The organism is Luteolibacter luteus (assembly GCF_012913485.1).
Classification (GTDB): domain Bacteria; phylum Verrucomicrobiota; class Verrucomicrobiia; order Verrucomicrobiales; family Akkermansiaceae; genus Haloferula; species Haloferula lutea.
In genome coordinates this window covers 116,733-141,834 of record NZ_CP051774.1, presented here as the reverse complement: position 1 = coordinate 141,834, position 25,102 = coordinate 116,733, and the positions used below count along the sequence as shown (strand labels likewise).

General features: G+C 63.7%; 7 protein-coding genes. 3 read left to right on the top strand and 4 right to left on the bottom strand.

Features of this window, described 5'->3' with window-relative positions:
- Positions 1 to 60 precede the first annotated feature (60 nt).
- Positions 61 to 315 carry a hypothetical protein gene (locus HHL09_RS00515; RefSeq protein ID WP_169452550.1) on the bottom strand — a complete coding sequence of 85 codons (255 nt, stop codon included), beginning with the start codon at positions 313 to 315 and terminating at the stop codon, positions 61 to 63.
- A 337-nt stretch (positions 316 to 652) separates the two neighbouring features.
- Between HHL09_RS00515 and HHL09_RS00510 the strand changes: the two genes are divergently transcribed.
- The 3 genes from HHL09_RS00510 to HHL09_RS00500 are packed head-to-tail and all read left to right on the top strand — an operon-like array spanning position 653 to position 21,279.
- Positions 653 to 19,693: an SdrD B-like domain-containing protein gene (locus HHL09_RS00510; RefSeq protein ID WP_169452549.1), complete on the top strand. Its 19,041-nt coding sequence runs from the start codon at positions 653 to 655 to the stop codon at positions 19,691 to 19,693.
- Positions 19,694 to 19,724: 31 nt separating this feature from the next.
- The gene (locus HHL09_RS00505; protein ID WP_169452548.1) at positions 19,725 to 20,390 is read left to right on the top strand and encodes a PEP-CTERM sorting domain-containing protein; all 666 of its coding nucleotides are present in this window, start codon (positions 19,725 to 19,727) and stop codon (positions 20,388 to 20,390) included.
- A 1-nt stretch (position 20,391) separates the two neighbouring features.
- The gene (locus HHL09_RS00500) at positions 20,392 to 21,279 is read left to right on the top strand and encodes a hypothetical protein (protein ID WP_169452547.1); all 888 of its coding nucleotides are present in this window, start codon (positions 20,392 to 20,394) and stop codon (positions 21,277 to 21,279) included.
- A 16-nt stretch (positions 21,280 to 21,295) separates the two neighbouring features.
- Here the strand turns inward: HHL09_RS00500 and HHL09_RS00495 are convergent, their stop codons facing one another.
- From HHL09_RS00495 to HHL09_RS00485, 3 genes are read right to left on the bottom strand one after another with little or no spacing between them, the layout of a single operon-like run.
- On the bottom strand, positions 21,296 to 21,973 hold the full coding sequence (locus HHL09_RS00495; protein WP_169452546.1) for a response regulator transcription factor: 678 nt from the start codon (positions 21,971 to 21,973) through the stop codon (positions 21,296 to 21,298).
- The gene (locus tag HHL09_RS00490; protein ID WP_169452545.1) at positions 21,970 to 23,496 is read right to left on the bottom strand and encodes a sensor histidine kinase; all 1,527 of its coding nucleotides are present in this window, start codon (positions 23,494 to 23,496) and stop codon (positions 21,970 to 21,972) included. Before HHL09_RS00490 ends, HHL09_RS00495 begins: the two co-directional genes overlap by 4 nt.
- Positions 23,497 to 23,522: 26 nt before the next feature.
- On the bottom strand, positions 23,523 to 24,965 hold the full coding sequence (locus tag HHL09_RS00485) for a hypothetical protein (protein WP_169452544.1): 1,443 nt from the start codon (positions 24,963 to 24,965) through the stop codon (positions 23,523 to 23,525).
- Positions 24,966 to 25,102: the final 137 nt, after the last annotated feature.

Here is a 25,102-nt window from a genome sequence, read left to right as displayed (position 1 = left end):
GCGATGGAGGGGTCCGATGCTGGATGCCCTGCAATCTGCGCGGGAGCTGCGCAGGATGCATCAGTTCGAGAGGCCGCCGAGCTGGATCTTGAAGTAGATGTTCTGGGAGGCCTGGCGCTCGGGGCCGATGCCTTCGAAGCGGTACTCGACGCGGGAGACGACGAAGATTTCGTCCGGCTTCTTGGGTAGGGATTGGATGGCAGCGATGAGATCGCCCTGCTCGAAGCGGGGGAAGGGTTTTGTGGAGATTTCCTCCCAGAGGGGACCTTCGGAATCTTCCCGTTCTTCGCGCCAGAGAATGAGTCGGTATTGCATGCAAAGCTTCACGCAATCCGGGTGCCAGCTTCTAGGTCGGTCTTTTTGTGGGGCTTTTTGCAACCTTTTGAGCCTCTGCGCAAAAATCGTATAGGGGTATTTGAAGATTAAGTACTCCTTTTGATCTCTCTGGGTTGACGATTACAAAAAGCTAGGTAGAGCATTGGCGCGTTGTTCATCACTTCCGGGAAGTGGATCCTCCTGAACGACGCTGCTAAATGTCCCACACATAGGTTCGTCCCTCAGGAGAAAGCTGGAAATGCGCGGAGCATTTCCGGAGAAGCGGAATCCGTACTCAGCGGAGGATGCACTGTCGGCGGGCCTTTAGCGCCACCCCATGAGAAACCGGACTGCCCTCACCGGAGCCCGTAAGCTGATCCAGCCGTTCCTTGCACTCGCGGGGATCTTGTCAGCTTCCTCCCAAACCATCGTTCAGGAATACTACGTCCCCATGCCGGAAGCGCAGATCCGGCAGAGTTTCGTAGCCTTAGCCAGCAACACCGGAACCACGATGGACACCACCGTGTCGATGGTGGCCGCTGTCTCCGGGACCAAGATCGTCTATGACCACTGGGAGGACGGCTACGAAGTGAGCCTGGACAATCCGGTGCAATCGACGACCCAGGTCTGGGGTGATGGCAACGATGCAAATGGCAAGCCGCCCGGATTTACGACGGATCCCGTAGGTCTGAATTCCGGCACCGTGATCGCCTTGCGAAATAGCATTGTGCTGCCGCGCAATCCGACGGCTTTCCTGTATGATGGTCGCGACCGCGTGGGTGCCACGCGAGGCATCGTGATGTCGCGTTCTTCCTGGGCCACCACACCTGGCGCGGTGCTGGCGGATGCCACGGAAGTGTATTCGACGATCGACTGGGGCACGAGCTACATCATCCCGGTGGGGGAAGATGAGATTTTCCCGACGCCGCTGACGGCCTCGATGTTCGAGCTGTGCTCGCTTTTCGTGCAGGCCTCGCAGCCGGGCACATCGGTGCAGATCGACAAGGACGGCAACGGCTCGGTGGATGCCACGGTGGTCCTGGGCCAAGGCGAGACCTACTATCTGGAGCGTGGTCTCCTGAAGGGGGCGACGGTCACTGCCACGAAGCCGGTGCAGGTGGACATCATCACCGGTGACATCGGCGGCAACTATGAAACCCGCTGGTACACGGTGGCACCGACGGCGCAGTGGGGGACGCGCTACTACAGCCCGGTGGGCACGGCGACCGATGGCGATGATGCCTACGTTTTCCTCTACAATCCGGCGACGACGGCGATCACGGTGAACGTGAATACCCGCGTGGGTGCCAGCTCCTTCAGCATCCCGGCGAAGAGCAACTACCGCTACCTGATGCCGCAGGACTCCGGTGCCAGCTTCATCGGCACGGATAGCACCAAGCCTTTCTACGCGATCGAGTGCGTGGGCGCGAAACCCACGGCGAACAATGTCCACGACTGGGGCTTCAGCCTCGTCCAGGAGTCGGATCTCACCACCTCGCTGTCCCTCGGCTGGGGTCCGGGCAGCTCGGAAGTGGTACCGACCGTGAATGGCAACCCGGCATGGGTGACGCCGGTGAAGAACACCACGCTCTACGTGGACTTCAATGGCGACCGCGCGGGATCCCAGACGGATCCGCTGGGCGGCAAGTGCGACCTGATCCTTCCGACCGGTGCCCTGCAGGTGCAGCGCTTGTTCGATCCCGACAGGGATAACACCGGGATGCGCATCTACACCACGGACGGCACGCTGATCGCGGGCGCGTGGGGACAGGATCCTGCCACGGCCGGTCCGGGCAATCCGTATCTGGATGCCGGCACCACGATCCCGAGCTTCCCCGTGCCAGTGGTGCGGAAGGCTTCGGTAACGTCGACCGACAACGCTCCGGCGGGTCTCAGCATCAATGACGTGCTGGAATACACCATCACCATGGACAACGCGGGCCTCGTCGCCCTGGGGAACATCGTGGTGGTGGACAACTTGCCGGCGCAGATTTCCTACGTCGCGGGTAGTACCACGCGTGATGGCGTGGCGATCCCCGACAGCGGCTCGGGCACGCCTTTCCCGCTGGATGCGGGAGGCTACACCGTGCCCGTCCTGCAGCGTGGCCAGACCACGACCCTCAAGTACCGCGCCACGATCGTGGCCGCGGGTTCGATCGCGAATACCGTCGCCACCGGCTACTCCGGGGTGACCTCGACGAATACGGTCTCCGTGCCTGGCGGCGGCACGGCAGCGGTGATTGCCTTCAGCACGTCCACCGGCACCACCGTCACCACGTACAACGCGGGCGATGGCATCTACGTCACGATGACGGATCCGGATGCGAACACGAGTGCCACCACGGTGCAAACCGTCACGGTCCTGGTGCGGAACACCACGACCGGTGACTACGAGTCGATCGTCCTGACCGAGACCGGGGTGAATACCGGCATCTTCCGGAATACCACGGCACTGCCTTCTTCCTCCGGCGCGGGGACGAACGTGAACGATGGCACCTTGAACGTCTTCGCGGGGAACAGCCTCAGCGTTTCCTACACCGATCCGGTGTATGGCGAGACCGCGACCGGCGCGTCTTCGATCGGCACGCCATCGCCAAGCAAGATCCTCTACCTGAGCGCGGACGGCATCGGCTCCCCGGACCAGGACCTCGACCGTATCGATCCGGTCCTCACAAACGACACGACGACTTCTTCCACCGCGAACCTCACCTCCGGCACCGCGACGATCGCGGCGGCTGCGACGACCACGGGTTCCTCGAATGGCCCGATCTCCTCGCTTTCCGTCTCGCATACCACCGGCACCGGTTCGAACCGCTTGATGCTGGTAGCGCTGAATTACGAGGATGACGGCACGGCTGGCATCAACATCAGCAGCGTGACTTATGGAGGCGTGCCGCTGACCCTGGTGCTGAGCCGGAACTCCACGCAGGAAGTGGTGACCCAGCTCTGGCGTCTCGTCGCTCCGGCGAGCGGCACGGCGAATGTGGTCGTGACGGGAACGGGTATCGCTTCGGATGACTCGCTGCATGTCGGCGTGACCACCTTTACGGGTGTCGATCAGACGACGCCGCTGGGCACGGCGGTGGCGAACTCGGGCAGCGGCACCTCCGCTACTGTTGCGGTGACTGCGGCTGCGGGCGATCTCGTTTACGCCACGATGGCGCTGGATGACTCGCGGACCTCGACCTCCGCGGCGGGCCAGACGGATCTCTACAATGCGATCCAAGGCACCGCGAACAACGATGGCGTGCGGGCCGTGGCTTCCACCAAGCCCGGTGTGGCCGGATCCGTGACATCTTCCTGGACCACCGGGAATGATGCGTGGTCGACGGTGTCCGTGCCGATCAAGCCGGCGACGTCTTCCAGCTCCCTGACCTTCACGCAGACTCCGGTGCTTGCGGAGAACCTGATCCTGCCGACGGGAGCGGTCCTGAGCGGCAATGTTTTCTACACCGTGGCCTCCGGCACCATGCCGGCCACGCCCGCGATCAGCGCGGTGCTCCGCTACGGCACGACCACGGTCGCCACCAGCAACTCGACCACGCAGAACGGCACCAGCTTGACCTTCGGTTTCCCGGCCTTGTCCAGTGCCGTGACGATCCCATCCGGCCAGGCGCTCTCGCTGGATATCGTGAACTCGGTGGCCGGTCTCAGCTTCCGGATCGACTACGACAGCACGACCAAGAATTCGCGCATCACGATCCCGACGACCACGGTGATCCATACTGACTCGATCGGCGTTTACGATGCGCCGTATCCGGGCGGCTCGCTGGTCACGAATCCCTTCAACGGCCAGGTGCTCTATGTCCGCACGGTGGTGGGCGATCCCTTCGGCGCCTATGACATCACCAGCGTGGGTCTCGCGATCGATGGTCCCGGAACCGCGGACGACATCACGACCAGCCTCGTCGCCGCGAACGTGGTGGCCACCACGGCTTCCGCGAAGACCTATGAGTATGTGTGGCGCACCGGATCCACCACGGGTGCCTATTCCATCGCCGCGACCGCGCGCGAAGGCTTCGAAGGCACGGTGACCTCGCAGCGCTCGACTTCGGTCAACATGAGCTTCCGGGATGTCGGCACGCCTTCGACCACGGAGTTCTTCACCACTGGCGGGGCCAGCACGCTGACCTATGCCCCGGGTGAGTCGATCGTGATCCGGGTGACGGACCTCGACCAGAACCAGAATCCCGCACAGGTCGAAACGGTCATCGTCACGCTGACCAGCAGCACCGGTGACACGGAAACGATCACGCTGACCGAGACCGGGGTGAATACCGGCGTCTTCACCGCCACGGTTCCCGCCAGCGCGACGGTCGCGGGATCGAACAACAACGGTACCCTTTACGCCCCCGCGGGCAGTGCCCTCAGCGTGAGCTATGTGGACGTGAGGGATTCCAACGACGTCTCCACGGACACCGCGACGGTTCCTGCCGCGACTCCGGTGGATGGCATCTCGCTCACCAAGGTCCTGGTCTCTCCGGCCAGCGGCCAAGTGAGTGCAGGGCAGGCGGTCCAGTTCCGTCTGCGCGTGGTGAATACCGGGGGGACGGCGCTTTCCACGGTGTCCCTCACCGATACCTTCCCGACGGCGAGCCTCACCTATGTTTCCGCTTCCACAGCACCGAGCACCGCTTCGGGTGGCACGCTGAGCTGGTCGAATGTCGGCCCGCTGGCGCAAGGCCAGGCGGCGGAGATCTTCGTGAACTTCACCACGAACTCGGTGAGCGGCACGGTGACGAACAATGCCACCGCGACCGGCGGCACGGCGACGTCGAATAGCTCCGCCTCGGTCATCGTCACGCGTCCGCGCGTGTCCGTTTCCAAGACGGTCGTGAGCCCGGCCTCGGGCACGGCAGGGAAGGGGGAAAACGTGGTCTTCAGCATCGCGGTGCAGAACACGGGCTCGACCGCGATCCCGAATCTCCCGCTGGAAGACATGTATTCGAATGAGACCTTCGAATACGTTTCCTCATCGCTCGCTCCGAATGCGGTCGGCTCCGGCAGCTTGCTGTGGAATGACATCACCGGCAGCGGCAGCCTGGCGGTGGGTGCCACGCAGACCATCTCTGTCACCCTGAAGGTGAAGGGCCAGGCGAACCCCGCCGTGAACAACGCGGTGGTGAACTATGCCACGGATTCGAATGGCGATGCCGTTCCTCCGACCAGCGGCTCGGCCTCGCTGATCACCACGGCGGGCAGCATCAAGGGCCTCGTCCTGGAAGACAAGGGCACCTCCGGCTTCGGCGGCGGTGACACCCCGCTGGCGAATGTGGTGGTGAGCCTCTACTCGTCCGACAATACCTTGCTCGCGGTCACCACGACCGCGGCGGATGGCTCCTATGAATTCCTCGGCCTTGCGCTGGGAACCTACGCCGTGGTCGAGTCCGACCCGACCGGCTTCAACAGCGTGGCCGATACCGATGGCGCGAATGACAACCGCATCGCGGTGACGCTCACCAGCTTCACGCCATCGACGGGGAACAACTTCCTCGATCTCTACATCAACCCCGCGCTCTACGCGAACATCACCGGGCAGGTCCGCAACGACACCAATGCCAACGGGCTGCTCACGGATGTCGAAGCAGGCATCGGCGGTGTGACGATCGAGCTCTACACCGACCCGAATGGCGACGGCAATCCGTCCGACGGCACGCTCTATGCCACCACCCTGACCTCGACCAGCGCCACGGTGGGCAGCTATGCCTTCAACCTGGTCCCGCCGGGAAGCTATGTGGTGATCGAGACCGATCCGTCCGGTTTTGTCAGCACGGGCGACAGGACATTCCCGAATGACAACCGCATCCCGGTGACGGTGGCGGCTTCCGCGACTTCCTCCGGAAACGATTTCCTCGATACGACGAACACCACCGCGCTCGGCAGCATCGGGAACCTGGTGTGGGCGGACATCAACAACAACGGCCTCTACGATAGCGCCACGGAGTCGGGCATCGCGAATGTCACGCTGCAGCTCTTCCGCACCGGCGACAATCCGCTGGCTGTGCAGCCTTATCGCGTGACCACCTCCGGTCTCGGGGGCGTTTACAGCTTCGCGAATGTGGTGCCGGGATCGTATTTCATCTATATCCCTGCTTCGAACTTCGGCAGCTTCGGCGCGCTGGCCACGGCACCGCTTTCCTCCGTGCCGACCGCGGCATCGGTGAATGCCACGGACAATGATGACAATGGCGAGCAGGCGGGTGGCCGCGGCACGCCGGTAATCACGCAGGGCTTCAGCGTGGTGGCGAATGTCACGAACAACACCGTGGACTTCGGCTTCGTGCCGAATGCCAGCCTCGGCACCATTGCCGGCACGGTCCTGGAGGACACGAACAACGATAACACCGGCGATGCGGGCATGGCCGGGGTGACGATCACGCTGCTGACCGACCCGAATGGCAATGGCCTGCCGGATGACGGTGCCAATGCGGTCTCCACGACCACCACCACGGCGGCGAATGGCAGCTACTCCTTCACGGGTCTGGCACCGGGTTACTACATCGTGACCCAGACGCCGGTGAGCGGTTACCTCTTTGTTTCCGATAGCGATGGCGGCGTGGCCCGCCGTGTCTCACTGCTGCTGAATGCCGGGGCGACGGCGCCCGCGAATTTCGTCGAGGAGCGCCCGGGCATTGTCACCGGTCACCTCTACATCGACACGAATGGCAATGGCACGCAGCAGGAAGGCGAGCCGAACATCGCCGGTGCGGAAATCCTCATCACCGATTCCAACAACGCTACCCAGACCGTCACGACGGGTGCGAATGGCACCTGGACCGCGACCGTGCCACCGGGGACGACCACCGCGAAGGTGGTGTCTCCGCCTGCGAACTCGCAGCAGACCGAAGGCAATGATCCGACCACGGTGACTGCCAATCCGAATGCCACGGTGAGCGCCGGAAACGATGGCTACTACATCCCGGCCACGCTGACCGGCCGAGTGTATCGCGACATCCTCGGCAATAGCATCGAAGACGGAGCCGACAGCGGTCTGCAGGGCGTGATCGTGCGCATCACCGACTCGCTCGGCGTGGTGCGGAATGTCACCACCAATGCGACCGGTGACTGGACCGTGAGCGTGCCTCCGGGCAGCACCACGGTGGACGTGCTGGAACTCGACGCCAGCTTCCCGACGGGTGCCGTGCAGCGTGAAGGCACGGATCCGACGGTGGTGACCGCCGTCGCAGGCACCAGCACCCCGGCGGGCAAGGATGGCTACTATTTCCCGGCCACGGTGACGGGCCATGTCTATCTCGATGCCAATGGCAACGGTGTGCAGGACGCGGGCGAAACCTCGCTGGCGGGGATCGATATCCTCGTCACCTCCAGCACGGGTGCGACCCAGACGATCGAAACGAATTCCGCGGGCAACTGGTCGGCCTCCGTGCCGCCGGGCACCACCACGGCCTTGGTGGTCGTGACCGATCCTCAATTCCCGGCCGGTGCGACCCAGACCCAGGGTGAGAATCCGACCAGCGTGCTTGCAGTTGCCGCGCAGGTCGTCTCCGCAGGCATCGATGGATATTTCCTGCCAGCGAAGGTGATCGGTCATCTTTATATCGATACGAATGGCAATGGCGTGGAAGACGTGGGCGAACCGGCACTGCCCGGCGTTTCCCTGATCATCACGGATAGCCTGAACGTGCAACGCACGGTGGTGACCGATAGTGAGGGGAACTGGAGCGTGGACGTGCCACCGGGCGCGACGATCGCCGACATCGTCGATACCGATCCGGACATCCCGGCGAATTCCGTCCGCACCCAGGGCACGGATCCGACCACGGTGACCGCCGTGGCTGGCTCCACTGCCAATGCAGGCAAGGATGGCTTCTTCGTTCCGGCCAGGATCAGCGGACGCCTTTACATCGATACGAATGGCAATGGCTCGCAGCAGGCGGGTGAGCCGAATCTTCCGAATGTGGATGTGGTGATCACCACATCGACCGGCAGCACCTTGCGCGTCACCACAGATGTGAATGGCAACTGGACGGCCTCCGTTCCTCCGGGCACGACGATCGTCGATATCGACAATGCCGATCCTCAGTATCCGACCGGCTATCAACAGACTGAAGGCAGCGATCCGAACACCGTGAACGCGGTGGCGGGAGTCGATACCCCGGCAGGCGTCGATGGCTTCTATCAGCCTGCAATCCTGACCGGCCACCTCTTCTCCGATACGAATGGCAATGGCGTCGAGGATGCCGGTGAGCCGGGCCTCGCCGGAGTGGACATCCAGATTACGGACTCCACGGGTGCCGTCCGCACCGTCGTGACCGATGGAGCTGGCAATTGGACCGCCAGCGTCCCGCCGGGCAGCACCCTGGTGGACATCGTTGATACGGATCCGCAGATCCCGAGCGGTGCCACGCGCACGGTCGGCCAGGATCCCGTGACCATCACCGCGGTGGCGGGCTCGACCACCCCGGTGGGAGTGGCGACCGGCTTCTATCAATCCGCAACCGTCACCGGTATTCTCTATCTCGACCGGAATGGCAATGGCACCCGCGATGCCGGTGAACTGCCGATCCCGGATATCGACATCACCATCACGGACTCCACCGGTGCCACCCGCACCGTGGCCACGGATGCCCTCGGCGTCTGGACGGCCGCCGTGCCGCCGGGCACGACCAGCGCGAAGGTGGTGACCACCGATCCGCAATTCCCGGCCGGTGTGACCCAGACCGAAGGCACCGATCCGACGATGGTGACCGCAGTCGCCGGCAGCAGCGTGAACGCGGGGAATGATGGCTATTTCCTGCCCTCTACGGTGGCAGGCGTGGTCTACCGCGATGTGAATGGCAATGGCAGCCGCGATGCCGGTGAGCCGGGACTCGAGGGCGTGATCGTCCGCGTGACCGATAGCCTCGGCGTGAGCCGCGATGCCCTCACCGCTACGGATGGCAGCTGGACCCTGAGCGTGCCACCGGGCACGACCACGGTGGATGTGATCACCCAGGACATCACGTTCCCGGCTGGCGGCCAGCAGAGTGAAGGCACCGATCCGAATACCGTGACTGCCATCGCCGGCAGCCCGGTGGATGGTGGCACGGATGGCTACTATTTCCCCGGCACGGTGACCGGTTACGTGTTCCTCGATACGAACGGCAACGGCACTCAGGAGCCGAACGAAACGGGCATCGGCAATCTCGACATCGAGATCACCGACAGCAACGGCGCGGTGCAGGTGGTCTCCACCGCAATCAGCGGCAATTGGAGCGCGATCGTGCCTCCGGGTGCGACCACGGTGCGGGTGGTGACGAGCGATCCGCAATTCCCGGCGGGTGCCACGCTGACGATCGGCACGGATCCACGGACGGTGACCGCTGTTGCCGCGGGCAATGTTTCGGCAGGCGTGCACGGCTACTATGTGGCCTCGACTGTGACCGGCGTGATCTATCTCGATACGAATGGCAACGGCACCCAGCAAGCAGGGGAGCCTGGTATCGCCGGAGTCAACGTGCTGGTGACCGATAGCCTCGGCAATCCGCAGACCGTGACGACCGCCGCCGACGGCCGCTGGACCGCCTTGGTCCCGCCAGGCACGACGACCGCAGATCTCGATCAAGCATCCCCGGCCATCCCGAGCGGAGCCGTGCAGATCCAGGGCACTGACCCCACCACCGTGACGGCAGTCGCCGGTGCGACGGTGGATGGCGGCAAGGATGGCTTCTACGTCGCGGCGACCGTGAGCGGTCACCTCTTCGTGGATACGAATGGCGATGGCATCCAGAATCCGGGCGAGCCGAACCTGCCGAGCGTCGATGTCATCGTGACCGACAGCAATGGCGTGGTCCACGTGGTCACCACCGGTACCGATGGCAACTGGTCGCTGAGCGTGCCGCCGGGTGCGACCCTGGTGGATGTGGATCAATCCGATCCGCAGTTCCCTGCCGGTGGAACCCTTACCGCCGGTGCCGATCCGGTCACCGTGACCGCGGTGGCTGGTACGACGGTTCCCGTAGCTCCGATCGGCTATGAGATCCTCGGCGTGGTGACGGGTCACCTTTACTACGACATCAATGGCGACAACGACCAGGATCCGGGCGAGCAGGACATGGCCGGGATCGATGTTGTCGTGACGGATTCGCTCGGTGCGGTCCACACCGTGGAAACGGATGCCCTTGGCAATTGGATCGTGAATGTTCCACCGGGCAGCACCTCGGCGAAGGTGAATACGCTCGATCCGCAGTTCCCGGCGGGTGCCGTGCAGCGAGAAGGCACGGATCCGACGGTCGTGACGGCCGTCGCGGGCACCACGGTGAGCGCGGGGAATGATGGCTACTTCATCGCCACCTCCGTGACCGGCACGATCTTCGTGGATCTCAATCACAACGGCGTCCGCGATGAGGGTGAACCGGGACTGGCCAACGTGAGCGTGACCGTGACGGATTCGAACGGCCAGGACCAGACGGTTGTCACGAACGAACAGGGTGTCTGGGTGGCCAGCGTGCCGCCGGGTAGCACCACCTGCACGATCGTTGAAAGCGGCCCGGCCTTCCCGGCGGGCTTCCAGAAGACCTTCGGCCTCACCACGGAAACCAAGAACGTGGTCACCGGTCCGCCGGTGAACTTCACCGGTGCCGGTTATTACTTCACCGGTACCATCAGCGGTCATCTCTTCTCCGACACGAATGGCAATGGTGAGGAAGAGGCGGGAGAGCCCGGCCTCGAGGGAATCTCTTTGACCATCGTCGATAGCCTCGGCGAGACGCAGACCGTGGTGACGAATGCGAGCGGCAACTGGACCGCCTCCGTGCCTCCGGGGACCGTCACCGTGGATGTGGTGAATGCCGGATTGCCCGCGGGCTCCGTGCTCACTTCCGGTGCCGATCCGCTTACCCTGACCGCAGTCGCCGGTCAGGACACCGCGGCCACGACAGCTACCGGCTACTATCTGGCGGCGACCGTCACCGGGCACCTGTATGTCGATACGAATGGCAACGGCGTGCAGGACGGCAGCGAGCCGAACCTTCCGGGCGTGAATGTCTTCATCTCCGACTCGAATGGCGGCAGCCAGACCGTGGTCACGGATGCCGGTGGCAACTGGAGCGTCAGCGTGCCACCCGGCACCACGCTTTCCAATGTGGACGAAGCTGATCTGCAGTATCCGGCCGGTGCGATGCAGACGCAGGGCGAGATCATCGGGAACACGACCGCCGTGGCGGGTGAGACCCGCGCGAGCACCCCGGTGGGTCTCTTCATCCCGGCGGTGATCAAGGGTCACCTCTATCTCGACCTAAATGGCAATGGCACGCAGGACTTCGTGACGCACAACCTGCCGAACGTGGATGTGCTGGTGACCGATAGCCTCGGCAATACACAGCGCGTGACCACCGATGCGAATGGTGACTGGACGGCCACCGTGCCGCCAGGTGCAGCCAGCGCGACGGTTGACTCGAACGATCCGCAGTATCCGACCGGCTACACCGTGACGGAAGGTGCCGCGACGACGCTCTTCAACGCACTTGCCGGCCAGACGGTGAATAGCACGCCGGTGGGCTTCTATCTCGGGGCGACCGTGAGCGGTCACCTGTATGTCGATACGAATGGCAACGGCCAGGAAGACGCGGGCGAGCCGGGCCTCGGCGGTGTCACGATCAATGTGACCGATAGCCTCGGAAATCCTCACGTGACCCAGACGGATGCCAGCGGCAATTGGTCCGTGCCGGTTCCTCCGGGCAGCACCGTGGTGGATGTGGATCAGAATGATCCGCAGTTCCCCGCGGGAGGCACCCTGAGCCAGGGCAGCGATCCGGTGACCGTGGTTGCCGTGGGCGGCGAGAACACCTCGACCGGCCCGATCGGCTACAAGCTCATTGGCACCCTGACCGGCCACCTCTACGTGGATACGAATGGCAATGGCACGCAGGACTCCGGCGAGCCAGACCTCGAGAACGTCGATGTGATCATCACCGACGCCTTGGACAAGGTGCAGGTGGTCGTGACCAATGCCACCGGCGATTGGACCGCCAGCGTGCCGCCGGGCGGGACGACGGTGAAGGTTTCCACGGCCGATCCGCAGTTCCCGGCAGGTGCCGTTTCCAGCGAAGGCACGGATCCCACCGTGGTGACTGCGGAAGCGGGTGCCACCGTGAGCGCGGGCATCGATGGCTTCTATCTCTCCACCAGCATGACCGGGGCGATCTTCGTCGATCTCAATCACGATGGCGTTCGCGATCCGAACGAGCCGGGCCTTGCCGGTGTGACCGTCGAGGTCACCGATGTGAATGGCGCCACCCAGCAGGTGGTGACGAATGAGCTCGGCGTCTGGACGGCCACGGTGCCGCCGGGCAGCACGACCGCGACGGTGCTCGAGACCGGCCCGGCCTTCCCAAGCGGCTTCCAGCGCACGGTGGGTGATGGCAGCGATACCGTGGTCGCCGTGGTGAATTCCACCACCGCCGTGGAAAGCAATGGCTACTATTTCCCGGGCACGGTGAATGGCTCGCTCTTCTCCGATACGAATGGCAATGGCGTCCGCGATCCGGGCGAGCCGGGCCTTGAGGGCATCAATATCATTGTCACCGATAGCCTCGGTGAGCAGCACATCGTCACGACCGATGAGGATGGCAACTGGAGCGTCAGCGTGCCGCCGGGCACCACGCTTGTGGACATCGACAATGCCGGTCTCCCGGCAGGCTCGGTGCAGACCGTGGGCAATGATCCGGTGACGGTCACCGCGGTTTCCGGCCAGGCCACGCCTTCCGGTTCTTCCGCCGGCTTCTACCAGCCGGGCACCGTGAGCGGTCATCTCTATGCCGATACGAATGGCAACGGAGTCCAGGATCCAAGTGAGCCAGCCTTGGCCGGCGTGAACATCTTTGTCCGCGACTCGAACGGCAACACCCGCACGGTGGTGACCGGCGCGGATGGCAACTGGATCGCCAGCGTGCCACCGGGCACCACGGTCATCGATATCGATGAAGCGGATGCGCAATATCCGGCCGGATCGACCCAGACCGAGGGCAGCCCGCTGACCACGGTAACGGCTGTGGCCGGTGCGGATACGCCTGCGGGCTCCGCCGGCTTCTTCACGCCGGCTATCGTCACGGGTCACCTCTATCTCGACCTGAATGGCAATGGGAACCAGGACTTCGTGATCCACGACCTGGCGAACGTGAACATCCTCATCACCGACTCCCTGGGGAATACCCAGACGGTCGTGACGGATGCGGAAGGCGATTGGTCGGCCAGCGTGCCACCGGGCCTGGTGACTGCCGCGATCGATACCAACGACCCGGAGTATCCCTCCGGCTCCACGGTGACGCAGGGCAGCCTGATCACCCCGATCACCGCGGTGGCGGGAACGACGACCGGCAGCACGCCAGTGGGCTTCTTCTTCCCGGCCACGGTCCGCGGCCATCTGTATGTCGATACGAATGGCAACGGCACTCAGGATGCCGGTGAGCCGAATCTGGGGAACGTGAACGTCCGGGTGACCAGCGCGATCAACAACACCCAGACCGTCGTCACCAATGCCAATGGCGATTGGTTCGCCACCGTGCCGCCGGGCAATACGATCGTGAGCATCGACAAGGCGGATCCGGATTATCCCGCCGCTTATCTCCAGACCGAGGGCACCGATCCTTCGCTCGTCTTCGCCGTGGGCAGCCTGGATACCTTCGCGGGGAATGATGGCTTCTATCAACCGGCGACCGTCAGCGGCCACCTCTTCACGGATGTGAATGGTAATGGCACCGAGGACTCCGGTGAGCCGGGCTTGGCCGGTGTGGATGTGCTGATCACGGACTCGAATGGCAACACGCAGACGGTGACCACGGATGCGAGCGGGAACTGGACCGCCAGCGTGCCGCCGGGCCAGACGACCATCGACATCGTGAACAGCGATCCGCAGATTCCTGCGGGTGCCACGCAGACCGCGGGCACGGATCCGGTCACGGTGAATGCCGAGGCGGGACAGAATACTCCGGCCGGTGGTGCCGCGGGCTTCTACCTCGCGTCCTCGATCAACGGCCTCGTTTACTCCGATACGAATGGCAATGGCTTCCGCGATGCGGGCGAGCCGGGCTTGGGCGGAGTCAGCGTCGAGATCCTCGATTCGAACAACAGCACGCAGACTGTCGTCACCGATGCCGATGGCCTCTGGACGGCCAGCGTGCCACCGGGGACGACGCAGGTTACCGTTGTCACGGCCACCTTGCCCTTCGTCGGCATGGTGCAGAAGGAAGGCACGAATCCCTCCAGCGTCACCGCGGTGGCCGGGCAGTCCGTGAATGCGGGCAGTGATGGCTTCTACCGCGCTGCCGAGGTGCAGGGCTTTGTCTATCGCGATGTGAATGGCGATGGCGCCTTCAATGGCATCGATGAGCCGCTGGCGAATGTGATCGTGCGCGTCACCGATAGCACCGGTGCCATCCGCGACGTGACCACGAATGCCTCTGGCATCTGGACGGCCAGCGTGCCGCCGGGTGAGACGACCGCCGATATCCTCGAGCTCGATGCGACCTTCCCGAATGGCGCGACCCGCCGCGAGGGCACGGATCCGACCACGGTGACCGCCGTCGCCGGAACGAGCGTCTCCGCCGGAAATGATGGCTACTATTTCCCGGCCACCATCACCGGTCTGGTCTTCCTCGATGTGAATGGCAACGGCACCCGCGAGCCGAGCGAGCCGGGCATCGCGAACATCGATGTCATCATCACCGATAGCAATGGCGCGCTCCAGACGGTCGTGACGGATACTGCGGGTCTCTGGAGTGCCATCGTGCCTCCGGGCTCGACCCAGGTTCAGGTGGTCACCACCGATCCGGACATGCCGTCCGCTTCGGTCCAGACCGCGGGCACGAATCCGAACCTCGTGAATGCCGTGCCGAATGTGATCACCCAGGCTGGCACCGATGGCTACTACGTGGCCGCCAGCGTCACCGGCGTGATCTATGACGATACGAATGGCAATGGCACGCAGCAGGGGACGGAAGCGGGCATCGCGAATGTCACCGTGCTGATCACCGACAGCCTCGGCAACACGCAGACCGTGACCACGGGCGGCGACGGCCGCTGGACGGCTGCCGTGCCGCCGGGTGCGACGATTGTCGACATCACCGACACGAATGGCCAGATCCCGGCTGCCGCGACGCAGACACAGGGCACGGATCCGACCACGGTGACCGCCGTGGCAGGGGTGATCGCGGATGCGGGCAAGGATGGCTTCTATGTCTCCACGTCCCTCAGCGGCCACCTCTTCGTGGATAACGACGGCAATGGCCTCCAGGATCCGGGCGATCCACCATTGGCGGGTGTCGATATCATCGTGACCGATAGCAATGGCGTGGTCCATGTGGTCACGACCGATAGCAATGGCGACTGGAGCATCCAGGTCCCGCCAGGCAGCACGATCGTGGATGTGGATCAGACCGATCCGGATTTCCCGGTCGGTGGCACCCTCGTGACCGGCACTGATCCGGTGACCGTGACCACCAGCACCGCGGGGCCGACGGTGATCCCGCCGCTCGCCTATGAGATCCTCGGCACCATCACGGGTCACATCTATCTAGATGTGAATGACAGCGGCGCGCAGGACGCCGGCGAGCCGAACCTGGCGAATATCACCGTGGTCATCACGGATTCACTCGGCCAGCCGCACCTTGTCGAGACCGATGGCCTGGGCAACTGGACCGTCAGCGTGCCGACCGGCACCACCACTATCAATGTGGATGAAAGCGATCCGCAGTTCCCTGTGGGTGCGCTGCATCGCGAAGGCGAAGATCCGAATACGGTCGAGGCCCTCGCGGGTACGACGGTGGATGGCGGCATCGATGGCTACTACCTCGCGACCTCGGTCACGGGCGTGATCTACAATGACCTCAATGGTAACGGTGTCCGTGATACGGGTGAGCCGGGCCTGGCGAATGTGCCGGTGCAGGTCACCGCGGTGAATGGTTCGCAGTTCGTGCTGACGAATGCCGATGGCATCTGGGTGGCCAGCGTGCCGCCGGGTCCCGTCACCGCCACGGTGAATGAAGCCGATCCGCTCTTCACCACTGACTTCGTGCGCACGGAAGGAGATGGCACGGATACTGTGACTGCTGCGAATGGCAGCTCGGTGGCCGTGGTAACGAATGGCTACTACTTCCCGGGCAGCATCTCCGGTCACCTCTACATCGATGTGAATGGCAACGGTACCCAGGACTCCGGTGAGCCGAACCTGGCGAATGTGGACCTTGTGGTCACCAACAGCCTCGGCACGCCGGTCACCCTGACCACCGATGCCAATGGCGACTGGTCGGCCCCGATCGCTCCGGGTGCGGTGAACATCAACATGGACGAGTCCGATCCGGATTTCCCGGCCGGTGCCACCCAGACCGAGGGCGAGGACCCGAATACGGTGACCGTTCTCTCCGGGCAAAATACCTTCGGTGGAAACGATGGCTACTACATCGCGGCCACCGTCACCGGTCACCTCTATGTCGATGTGAATGGCAATGGCATCCAGGATGCCGGGGAACCTGACCTTGCGGGGGTGAATGTCTTCGTCGCCGGCTCGAATGGCATCACCACCACGGTGGTGACGGATGCCTCCGGCAACTGGACCGCGAGCGTCGCTCCGGGAGCCACGGTGATCGATATCGACGAAAGCGATCCGCAATTCCCGCAGGGCGGGGTGCAGCGCCAGGGGCAACCGCTCACCACGGTGACGGCGGTGGCGAACTCGACCGTCAGCGGCGGTGTGAATGGTTACTTCGTCCCGGCGATCATCACGGGCCACCTCTACCTCGACCTGAATGGCAACGGGAACCAGGACATGACCATCCATAACCTGGCGAACGTCGACATCCTCGTGACGGATTCGAATGGCAATACCCAGCGGGTGACCACGGATGCGAATGGCGATTGGACCGCCAGCGTGCCGCCGGGTCAGGCCTTCGCTACGGTGGATGCCGCGGATCCGGAGTATCCGGCAGGCTCGGTGATCACGCAGGGTGCCCTGACCACCGTCTTTGACGCGGTGGCGGGTGATAGCCTCGATAGCATCCCGGTCGGGTTCTTCTTCCCGGCCACCGTTTCCGGCCATCTCTACATCGATAGCAATGGCAACGGCAGGCAGGATGCGGGCGAGCCGAACATCCCGGGTGTGGATGTGCTCATCACCACCGCGCTGCTCAATACCTTCACGGTGACCACCGATGCGAATGGCAACTGGACGGCCACGGTGCCGCCGGGAACGACCATCGCGGACATCCAGGAAAGCGATCCGCAGTATCCGGGCGCGGGCTATGTCCGCACGGAAGGGGATGACCCGACCACGGTGGCCGCGGTGGCCAGCATCAATACCTCCGCGGGGAATGACGGCTTCTACCGCTCCGGCACGATCAGCGGCCACCTCTTCACCGACCTGAATGGCAATGGTGTCGAGGATCCGGGTGAGCCGGGCCTGGCAGGCGTGGATATCCTCATCACCGACGTGAATGGAAACACCCAGGTGGTGACCACGGGTGGCGATGGCAATTGGACCGCCACCGTGCCGCCGGGTGCGACGCTCATCGACATCGTCGATGCCGATCCGCAGATCCCGGCCGGCGCCATCCGCACCGCAGGCAGCGATCCGGTAACGGTCGTGGCGGTGGATGGCCAGGACACCCCGGTGCCGGATTCGGTGGGCTACTTCTCGCCGGGCACGATCCGCGGCTTCGTGAGGGCCGATAACAACAACGACGGCACTCCCGATGCGGGAATCCCCGGCGTGCTCATCGGTCTCTTCGACGGCAGCATCCTGGTGAGCTCCACGACCACCGCGGCCGATGGCAGCTACAGCTTCACTGGGCTGGCTCCGAAGGATTACGTGATCACCGAGCTGCAGCCGGATGGTTACCTCAGCATCTCCGATGTGGATGGCGGTGATCTCGATGAGATCGGCCCGGTCAGCCTCGGTGCCGGCGCCACGATCGAGAACATGAACTTCCTCGAGCGCCCGCTGAAGACGCCGAATACCTTTCCGGATTGGCAGGCGGAGAATCCGCTCGGCGGTCAGAACGGCCCCGGTGACAACCCGGATGGCGACCTTTCGAACAACCTGATCGAGTATGCCTTCGGCAGCGATCCGGCCAGCGGTGCGGGGAATCCATTCTGCCTGGTGCCTTCCTTGACCGATGAGGGCGCGGTGGATGCCGTCTATACCCGCACGGCGGGCGGTGCCACGGATGTGACCTACGATCTGCAGTCGCTCGGCGATCTCATGCTCTCGCCCGGCGCGTGGAGCACGGTCACGCTGACTCCGGCGAACTACACCATCACCGACAATGGCGATGGCTCGGAGACGGTCAGGATCCTGAACCTGCAGGATCTCACGGGTCTCGCGACCAGCGGCTTCGTCCGCATCCGCGTCTCGCTGAATCTGGATGCGGATCCGGAAGCGGAGGCGATCGCCTTCACCGAAGTTGGCGGCTGGATCGAGACGAGCTGGGGGACGGACTGCCGCACCTACAGCAATTCCTTTGTCTCCTGCCCGGTCTTCTCCGGTGTGGTGGATGGCGTGAATGGCCAGCAGATCGACCTGACGACCTCGGCCGCGGGACTGAATCTCGGGACCGCATTGACCCCGGGCTCCGCTTACTACCTCGAAGTGGTATCCGGTGATCTGGCGGGCCATCGCTTCGATGTCTCCGCCACCGGCACGGGCAGCCTGACCTTGGCAAATGCCACGAATGTCTCTGCCGGCACGGCGCCATTCAATACGATCGCGGGTCCGCTGCCAGCGGCGCTGGCGGGGGATCATTTTGTGATCCGCGTCCACTCGACGCTGGGCCAGATGTTCCCGATGGGTGCCTTCACGCCGACCGGCAGCCAGGAGACGGCGGATCAGGTTCAGGTCTTCGCGGACGGTGCCTTCATCAACTACTGGCTCTACGAGAACTCCTGTTCGCCACGTTGGGTCCGCGTGGATGACAACTCGCTGTCGGATCAAGCCGGCACGGTCATCGCGCCGGGGCAGGGCACCTTCGTCCGTTGCCTGGAGAACCCGGCATCGCTGGTGGCCTTCGGCAAGGTGCGTGCGAATGACTTCGTGCTGCCGCTGCAAGCAGGCAACAACCTGGTGCGCGGCGGTTATCCGGTGGATGAATCGCCACTCAGCCGCGGCATGACGATCCCGAACGGCTTCACGGGCAACCGCGACTTCAAGAAGGCCGATGAGATCTTCATCTGGCGCGGCGATACCGTGGTGGATGCCACCGGCTACGATACTTACTTCCTGCTCAATGGCGCGCCGACGCAACCGGCTCTCCGCCGCTGGGTGAAGGTGGGCGACTCCACCATCACCGCGCAGGATGGAAACCTTCTCTTCAAACGCGACAATAGTGCATTCATCAAGCTAAACACCCCGCTGCCGGCTTACCGCGTCTCCCGTCCCTGGCAGCCCTGATTGACACCACCCCTTAACACCCCACCACCCCATGAAACTTCGACTTCCAGTTTCGGGACTTGCATCCGCCCTGATGATTTTCGGCGCGATGCATGCGAACGCGGTCACCATCAACTGGGGCAGCGGCGTCCTGGACTCGCTGGCTACCACCGACGGCAAGGCGCTGGACTCCACGTATGAGATCCAGCTCGGCGTCTTCATCGACGACTTCGTCCCGACTGCCGAGAACATGTCGGAATGGGCGGCGAACTGGCGGACCTTCGACCAGGCGTCCTTCGATGCGGAGCTCGGTTACTTCACCGGGACCGCGGAGCTGAAGGCGGATGGCACGAGCAGCAGTGCCGCGGCATCCGTCGGCATGAATTTCTCGGATCTCGAGGCCTATGTCTGGGTGTTCAATGATCTGGCGATCGAGGGTGCCACCCAGTGGTTCCTCGGACGCAGCGACAGCTGGGTGATGCCCACGGCCACCGGCGTCTGCTGCGATAGCCGTCCACCGACGCAATGGTCGACCGGTGATTTGGCCCCTGGGGATACGCCGGTCTTCGGCGGTCAGGGTGCGGCGGCGGGTGGTGGCTATGTGTATAGCCCGGGGAACCACGTCCTGCAGACCTACAATGTCGTGCCGGAGCCTTCGGTCTTGCTCCTTTCCTCGCTGGGCTTCCTGATGCTGATGCGCCGCCGCAATCCCGGCTAAGATGCTTCGTCCGATCCTTGCCCTGCTCGTCCTGACCTTGTCCTCGCTCCATGCGAGGACGATTAAGTGGTATTGCGATCCCGGTACCACCAACCGGATGAGCAACGGGCAGGCGATGGACGCGAGCTTCCATTTCGAATTGGGAGTCTTCAAGGATGGCTTCGTGCCTACTTCCGCAAATACGGCGCAGTGGGCGGGAAAGTGGGTGGCGGCCCAGAGCGCGGCCTATAATCCCACGACGAAGTATTTCACGGGCTCGTACACGGTGACTTCCAATGCCTCGCCCTTTGTCGAGAACGCGCAGGCCTACATCTGGGGCTTGGGCGGGATAAACAATAGCGAGTGGATCCTGCTGCGCGCGAGTTCCTGGCTGTGGCCGCAGCCGGGTGGAATCGATCCGGTGGCGCTGGAGTGGAACGTGGCGAATGCGAACCAGGTGATCCTTGGCTCGCTGAACTCGGGTGGGGCCTTGATGCAATCCGCGTCGATCGCAGGTGGGCCGATGACCTATGCGCAGTGGCGCGATGCCGAGCTTTCCGGTGTGGCCTTGAATGGGCCGGAGCAGGATGCGGATGGCGATGGGATTCCGAACGTGATGGAGTTCGTGCTCGGCACACCGCCACAATCGGTGAATCCGCTTCCGCCGATCACGGTGTCCGTGGTGATGGATGGAGGGGTGTCCTATTTGCAGAGCTCGATTCCCCGGCGGGCGGACCGTGCGGCGACGCTGCGGCTCGAGAGATCGACCGATCTGTTGAGCTGGTCTTCGGGTCCGACGGCGACGCAGGTGGTTTCGGAGACACCGCTGCTGCTGGTGGCGAAGAGCTTGCTGCCGGTCACAACGGACCAACCGAAGCAGTTCCTGCGCTGGGTGGCGGAGCTGCCGTGATGGCAGCGCTCCGTGTCTAAGCCGGGGATCGATAGCCGGCACCTCTCACGGTTTCGATGAGGACGGGCTGGGAGGGATTTGCTTCGAGCTTTTTTCTCAGGTTCAGGATGTGCTGATCGAGGGTGCGGGATTCGGGGTAATACTCGAGGCCCCAGCATTCGTTGAGAAGTTCGTCCCGCGTGACGACTTCACCGCGGCGCTTCGACAGAAGGTGAAGCACCTTCACCTCGCGAGTGGTGAGCTCGATTTCTCGGCCGTCCTGCGAGGCGATGAGGCGCTTCGGAAAAACCTGCCAGGGTCCGAACTCGAGGCACTCCGCTTCCCGCGAGCCGCTGCCATGACGGCGGAGGACGGCGCGGACGCGGGCGAGCAGCTCGTGTTTGCCGAAAGGTTTTCTCACGAAGTCATCCGCGCCGAGTTCCAATCCCAGCACCACGTCCACCTCTTCCGACTTCGCGGAGAGGAAGAGCACCGGGGTGTGCCGGTCTTCCCGGCGGATGGTACGACAAACCTCGTAGCCGCTGGCGTGAGGCATCATGATGTCCAGCAACACCAGTCCGGGGCGATGGCGTTTCCAGAAGTCCAGCGCCTCCCGGCCATCGCGGGCGGCCAGCACCTGGTGGCCTTCCCCTTCCAGCAGCTCCACCACGGCCTCGCGGGTCACGGTGTCATCTTCCGCAAGCAGGATGATCATGAAGCACTCCTTTCCCCGAGCGGGATCACCAGGCGGAACTTCGCGCCGCCCACGGTATCCGCCAGCTCCAGGCGACCGCCCATCCGCTCGGCCAGATCACGGCTGATCGCGAGGCCCAGGCCGGTGCCGCTCACACCCTCATCGACACGGCTGCCCGCCCGCTCGAAGGGGAGGAAAATCCGGCGCCGGGCGTCGGCGGGAACACCGGGTCCATCGTCTTCGACCTCGATGGTCAGGGTGTCGTCCTTGTTAGCCATGCGGACCGCGGCATTGGCTCCTTCTCCGGCATACTTTTCCACGTTTGAAAGCAGGTTCGAGAGGATCTGCGAAAGCGCATCGCGATCCAGCCGCAGGTCACCCCGGGGCGGACCATCATAGCGGCATGTGATCGACTTCCTCTCGAAGAGCGGCGTGAAGATCTCCCGGACCTCCCCGAGCACCTGGCCGACATCGCAACGGGTGGCGTGCGATTCCGCGGTGCCGCGTTCGATGCGGGCGAAGGCGAGGACGTTGTCCACGATGCGGGAGAGCCGCGAGGTCTCCTCGCGGATCAGTCCGAGGCGGCGCTTCAGCTTCCCTTCGTCCCCGGGCAGGTCATCCAGAGCGAGATCGGTATTCAGCAGCAGATTGGTCAGCGGCGTGCGCAGCTCATGGGAGACGCGGTTCACGAAGCTGACGCGCTCCGCCGCCACGCGCATCGCTTTCTTCTGCCATGAGGACACCGCGATGCCTCCGCCTAACAAGAGCGCCGCGATCGCGAAGCCACCGGCCAGCACCGGCATGCGATAGCTGGTCTCGATGCGCACGGGGTAGTGGCGCAGCAAGGCCCAATCGCCGAAGCGCGAAACGTGGCGCAGGATCTCGTCCGGCTTTTGCCCTGCCGGTGCAGGCTTGCCGGACGCGAGCCACACCTTTTCCTGCGGATCCGTCCATGTCAGCGAGCCGGGCTCATCCTCGGGCAAGAGCTTCCGGGCGATGAGATCTTTCTCCACGATCGGCACGCCTGCCGAAGGATCGAGCTGGAGGATCACTGCATTGCGGCCATTGCCCTGCCGCCATGCGAGCGGGCGGCCCGGCGATTCCAGCCAGCCACCGCCTTGGGCCACATCCTGATTCGGGATCTTCCATTCATCCGCAGCGCCGCGTGCAAAGCGCTCAAGCAGGGGGCGCAGCTCGACCGGTCGGCCATCGAAGCGGCGCTGGCTGCGCTCGGGCTCGTAGAGATTCGGATTCAGCCAGGAGCATTGGATGATTCCCGGGACCTGCGAGTCGGGCGCATTGATGCCTCCATTCAGCAGGCGTGTCGCTTCGGTTTCCACGGCCTGTTGCCAGAAGCTCTCCAGGATAACGATGCGCCGTGCGCTCTCGCGGAAGGCATCGTCCACGCGGTTGCCCACCGGCTTCTCGGCGAGGTGTTCCACTTTCCGTGCGAGCACGACCCCCGCACCCGCGACCAGAGCGGCGAGCAGTGCCGAGACCGCGAGGGTCCAGGCCCAGGGTGGGGGATTGTGGCGCATTGACATGATCCAATGGTGAGTCGCGGCTCTTGTCACTCCACTTTGACGAAGCCCAGCACGGTATGGTCGTGATCGATCTCGCCGTTCTCCTTGAAGGCAGCTCCGCTTCCAACGAACATCCAGTCACCGCGCTTCAGCCGCAGCGTGGTCTGCCAGCGATTGGTGGAGAAGCGGGGCATCGTGATGTCCGCCACCCACTCGCCATCGCGCTGGACGCGGTGATGAACGGTGAAGCCGCTGTGGATGATGCGTTCCATTTCGAACCGCAGGAGCGGGCCGCCGGGATCAGGCTGGATGGCGCTTGTGATGAAGCCCCCGGCGTTGCGGGTTTCGAAGGAGGTGGCGGTGGCGAATTCAAGGCGCGAGTCCTTGCCGTCCTCCGAGGTGGTCCGACGGCAGGGCTCATACTCCGTAGGGTAGACGATTTCCCGCGCGTCCTCGATCATCGTCGTGGTGCCGGTGCGTCCAGCCCCTGTCAAGGTGCGGAGGATTTCCACGCCTCCGTTCTGATTCCATCCCTCCAGCGCTTCATTGAGCTCCTTGGTCACGCTGCCGAGATCGCGCTTCTGGAGCCAATCGGAGAGACGCCTTTGATCGACCTGGATCAGTCGCATGGTGAGCAGATAGTCTTCCGGAAGTGGAGCCTCTGACGCTGGAGCGTCCTCAACCGGATCATTGCGGAAGAAGATGAGACGAAGCGGGCGATCGGCAGCCGGCTCGGGCTTGGCTTCGCTTTCGGACAGGTCCACTTCCGCGCCTTTGATCACAGGCTCCGGCAAATTCTCATCGGCCCGCAGTGCCAGATGAGTCATTCTCGCGGGAAAGCCCACGCCTTGGGGATCTCTTCGGACGGGACGAATGCGGCCGCGCGAATCCCTTTCCTCGGCGGGTGCTTCCTGTTGCACCCGGAAATTGCGAAAGCGCGGGGTGAAGATGTCACCAGGCAGGGAGGTTTCCGCGGCGAGCTTGTCCCACGGCTGTTGGGGCAGCATCTTCATTACTCTGAGCTCGGCCCGGAGCTCCAGTTCGTCCTTCTGCCGGATCGCATCACCCTTGATCTGATAACCGACATAGTGAGTCTCGAAGGAGGTGGGGAATTTCCATTCATTCTCCCGGTTGCCGGTTTCGAACTCCGTGGGGAAAATCTGCTCGAGAACGGAGTCGGTCGCAAACTCGCGGCCCACGATGCCCGAGTTGAGACCGGTGAAATCGAGAGTGGCCTTGCCATCGGCGATCCAACCTTGGGCTGCGGCGCGGAGTCCGGCCGCGTCCTTCTCGTCGGGGTGCGCGGCCATCCAGCCATCGACCAGATCGGCCGGGGCGAGAATGTGCTCTTCCAAGCTGAGGAAGGACTCGCCGGCATCCGCGGGTGGCGCCTTCTTCGCCGTCGTTTGATTCAGGAACGGGTTTTCCTCCTGCGCCGGGCAAAGCGATGCGCCTGCGAGCAAGAGGACCAGCGGTGAAATGGCTTTCATGGTTTTGCTGCGGAGCGGGTTCATGCTCCGGAGCCGATCCTGCCTGAAGCCGGAGAGGCCTGCGCCAAAGGGCGATGAAGAGGAGGCAAAAGTTCTGCAAAAGGATGTTTTCATGATCCGGTGTGGGTTTGCAGCTT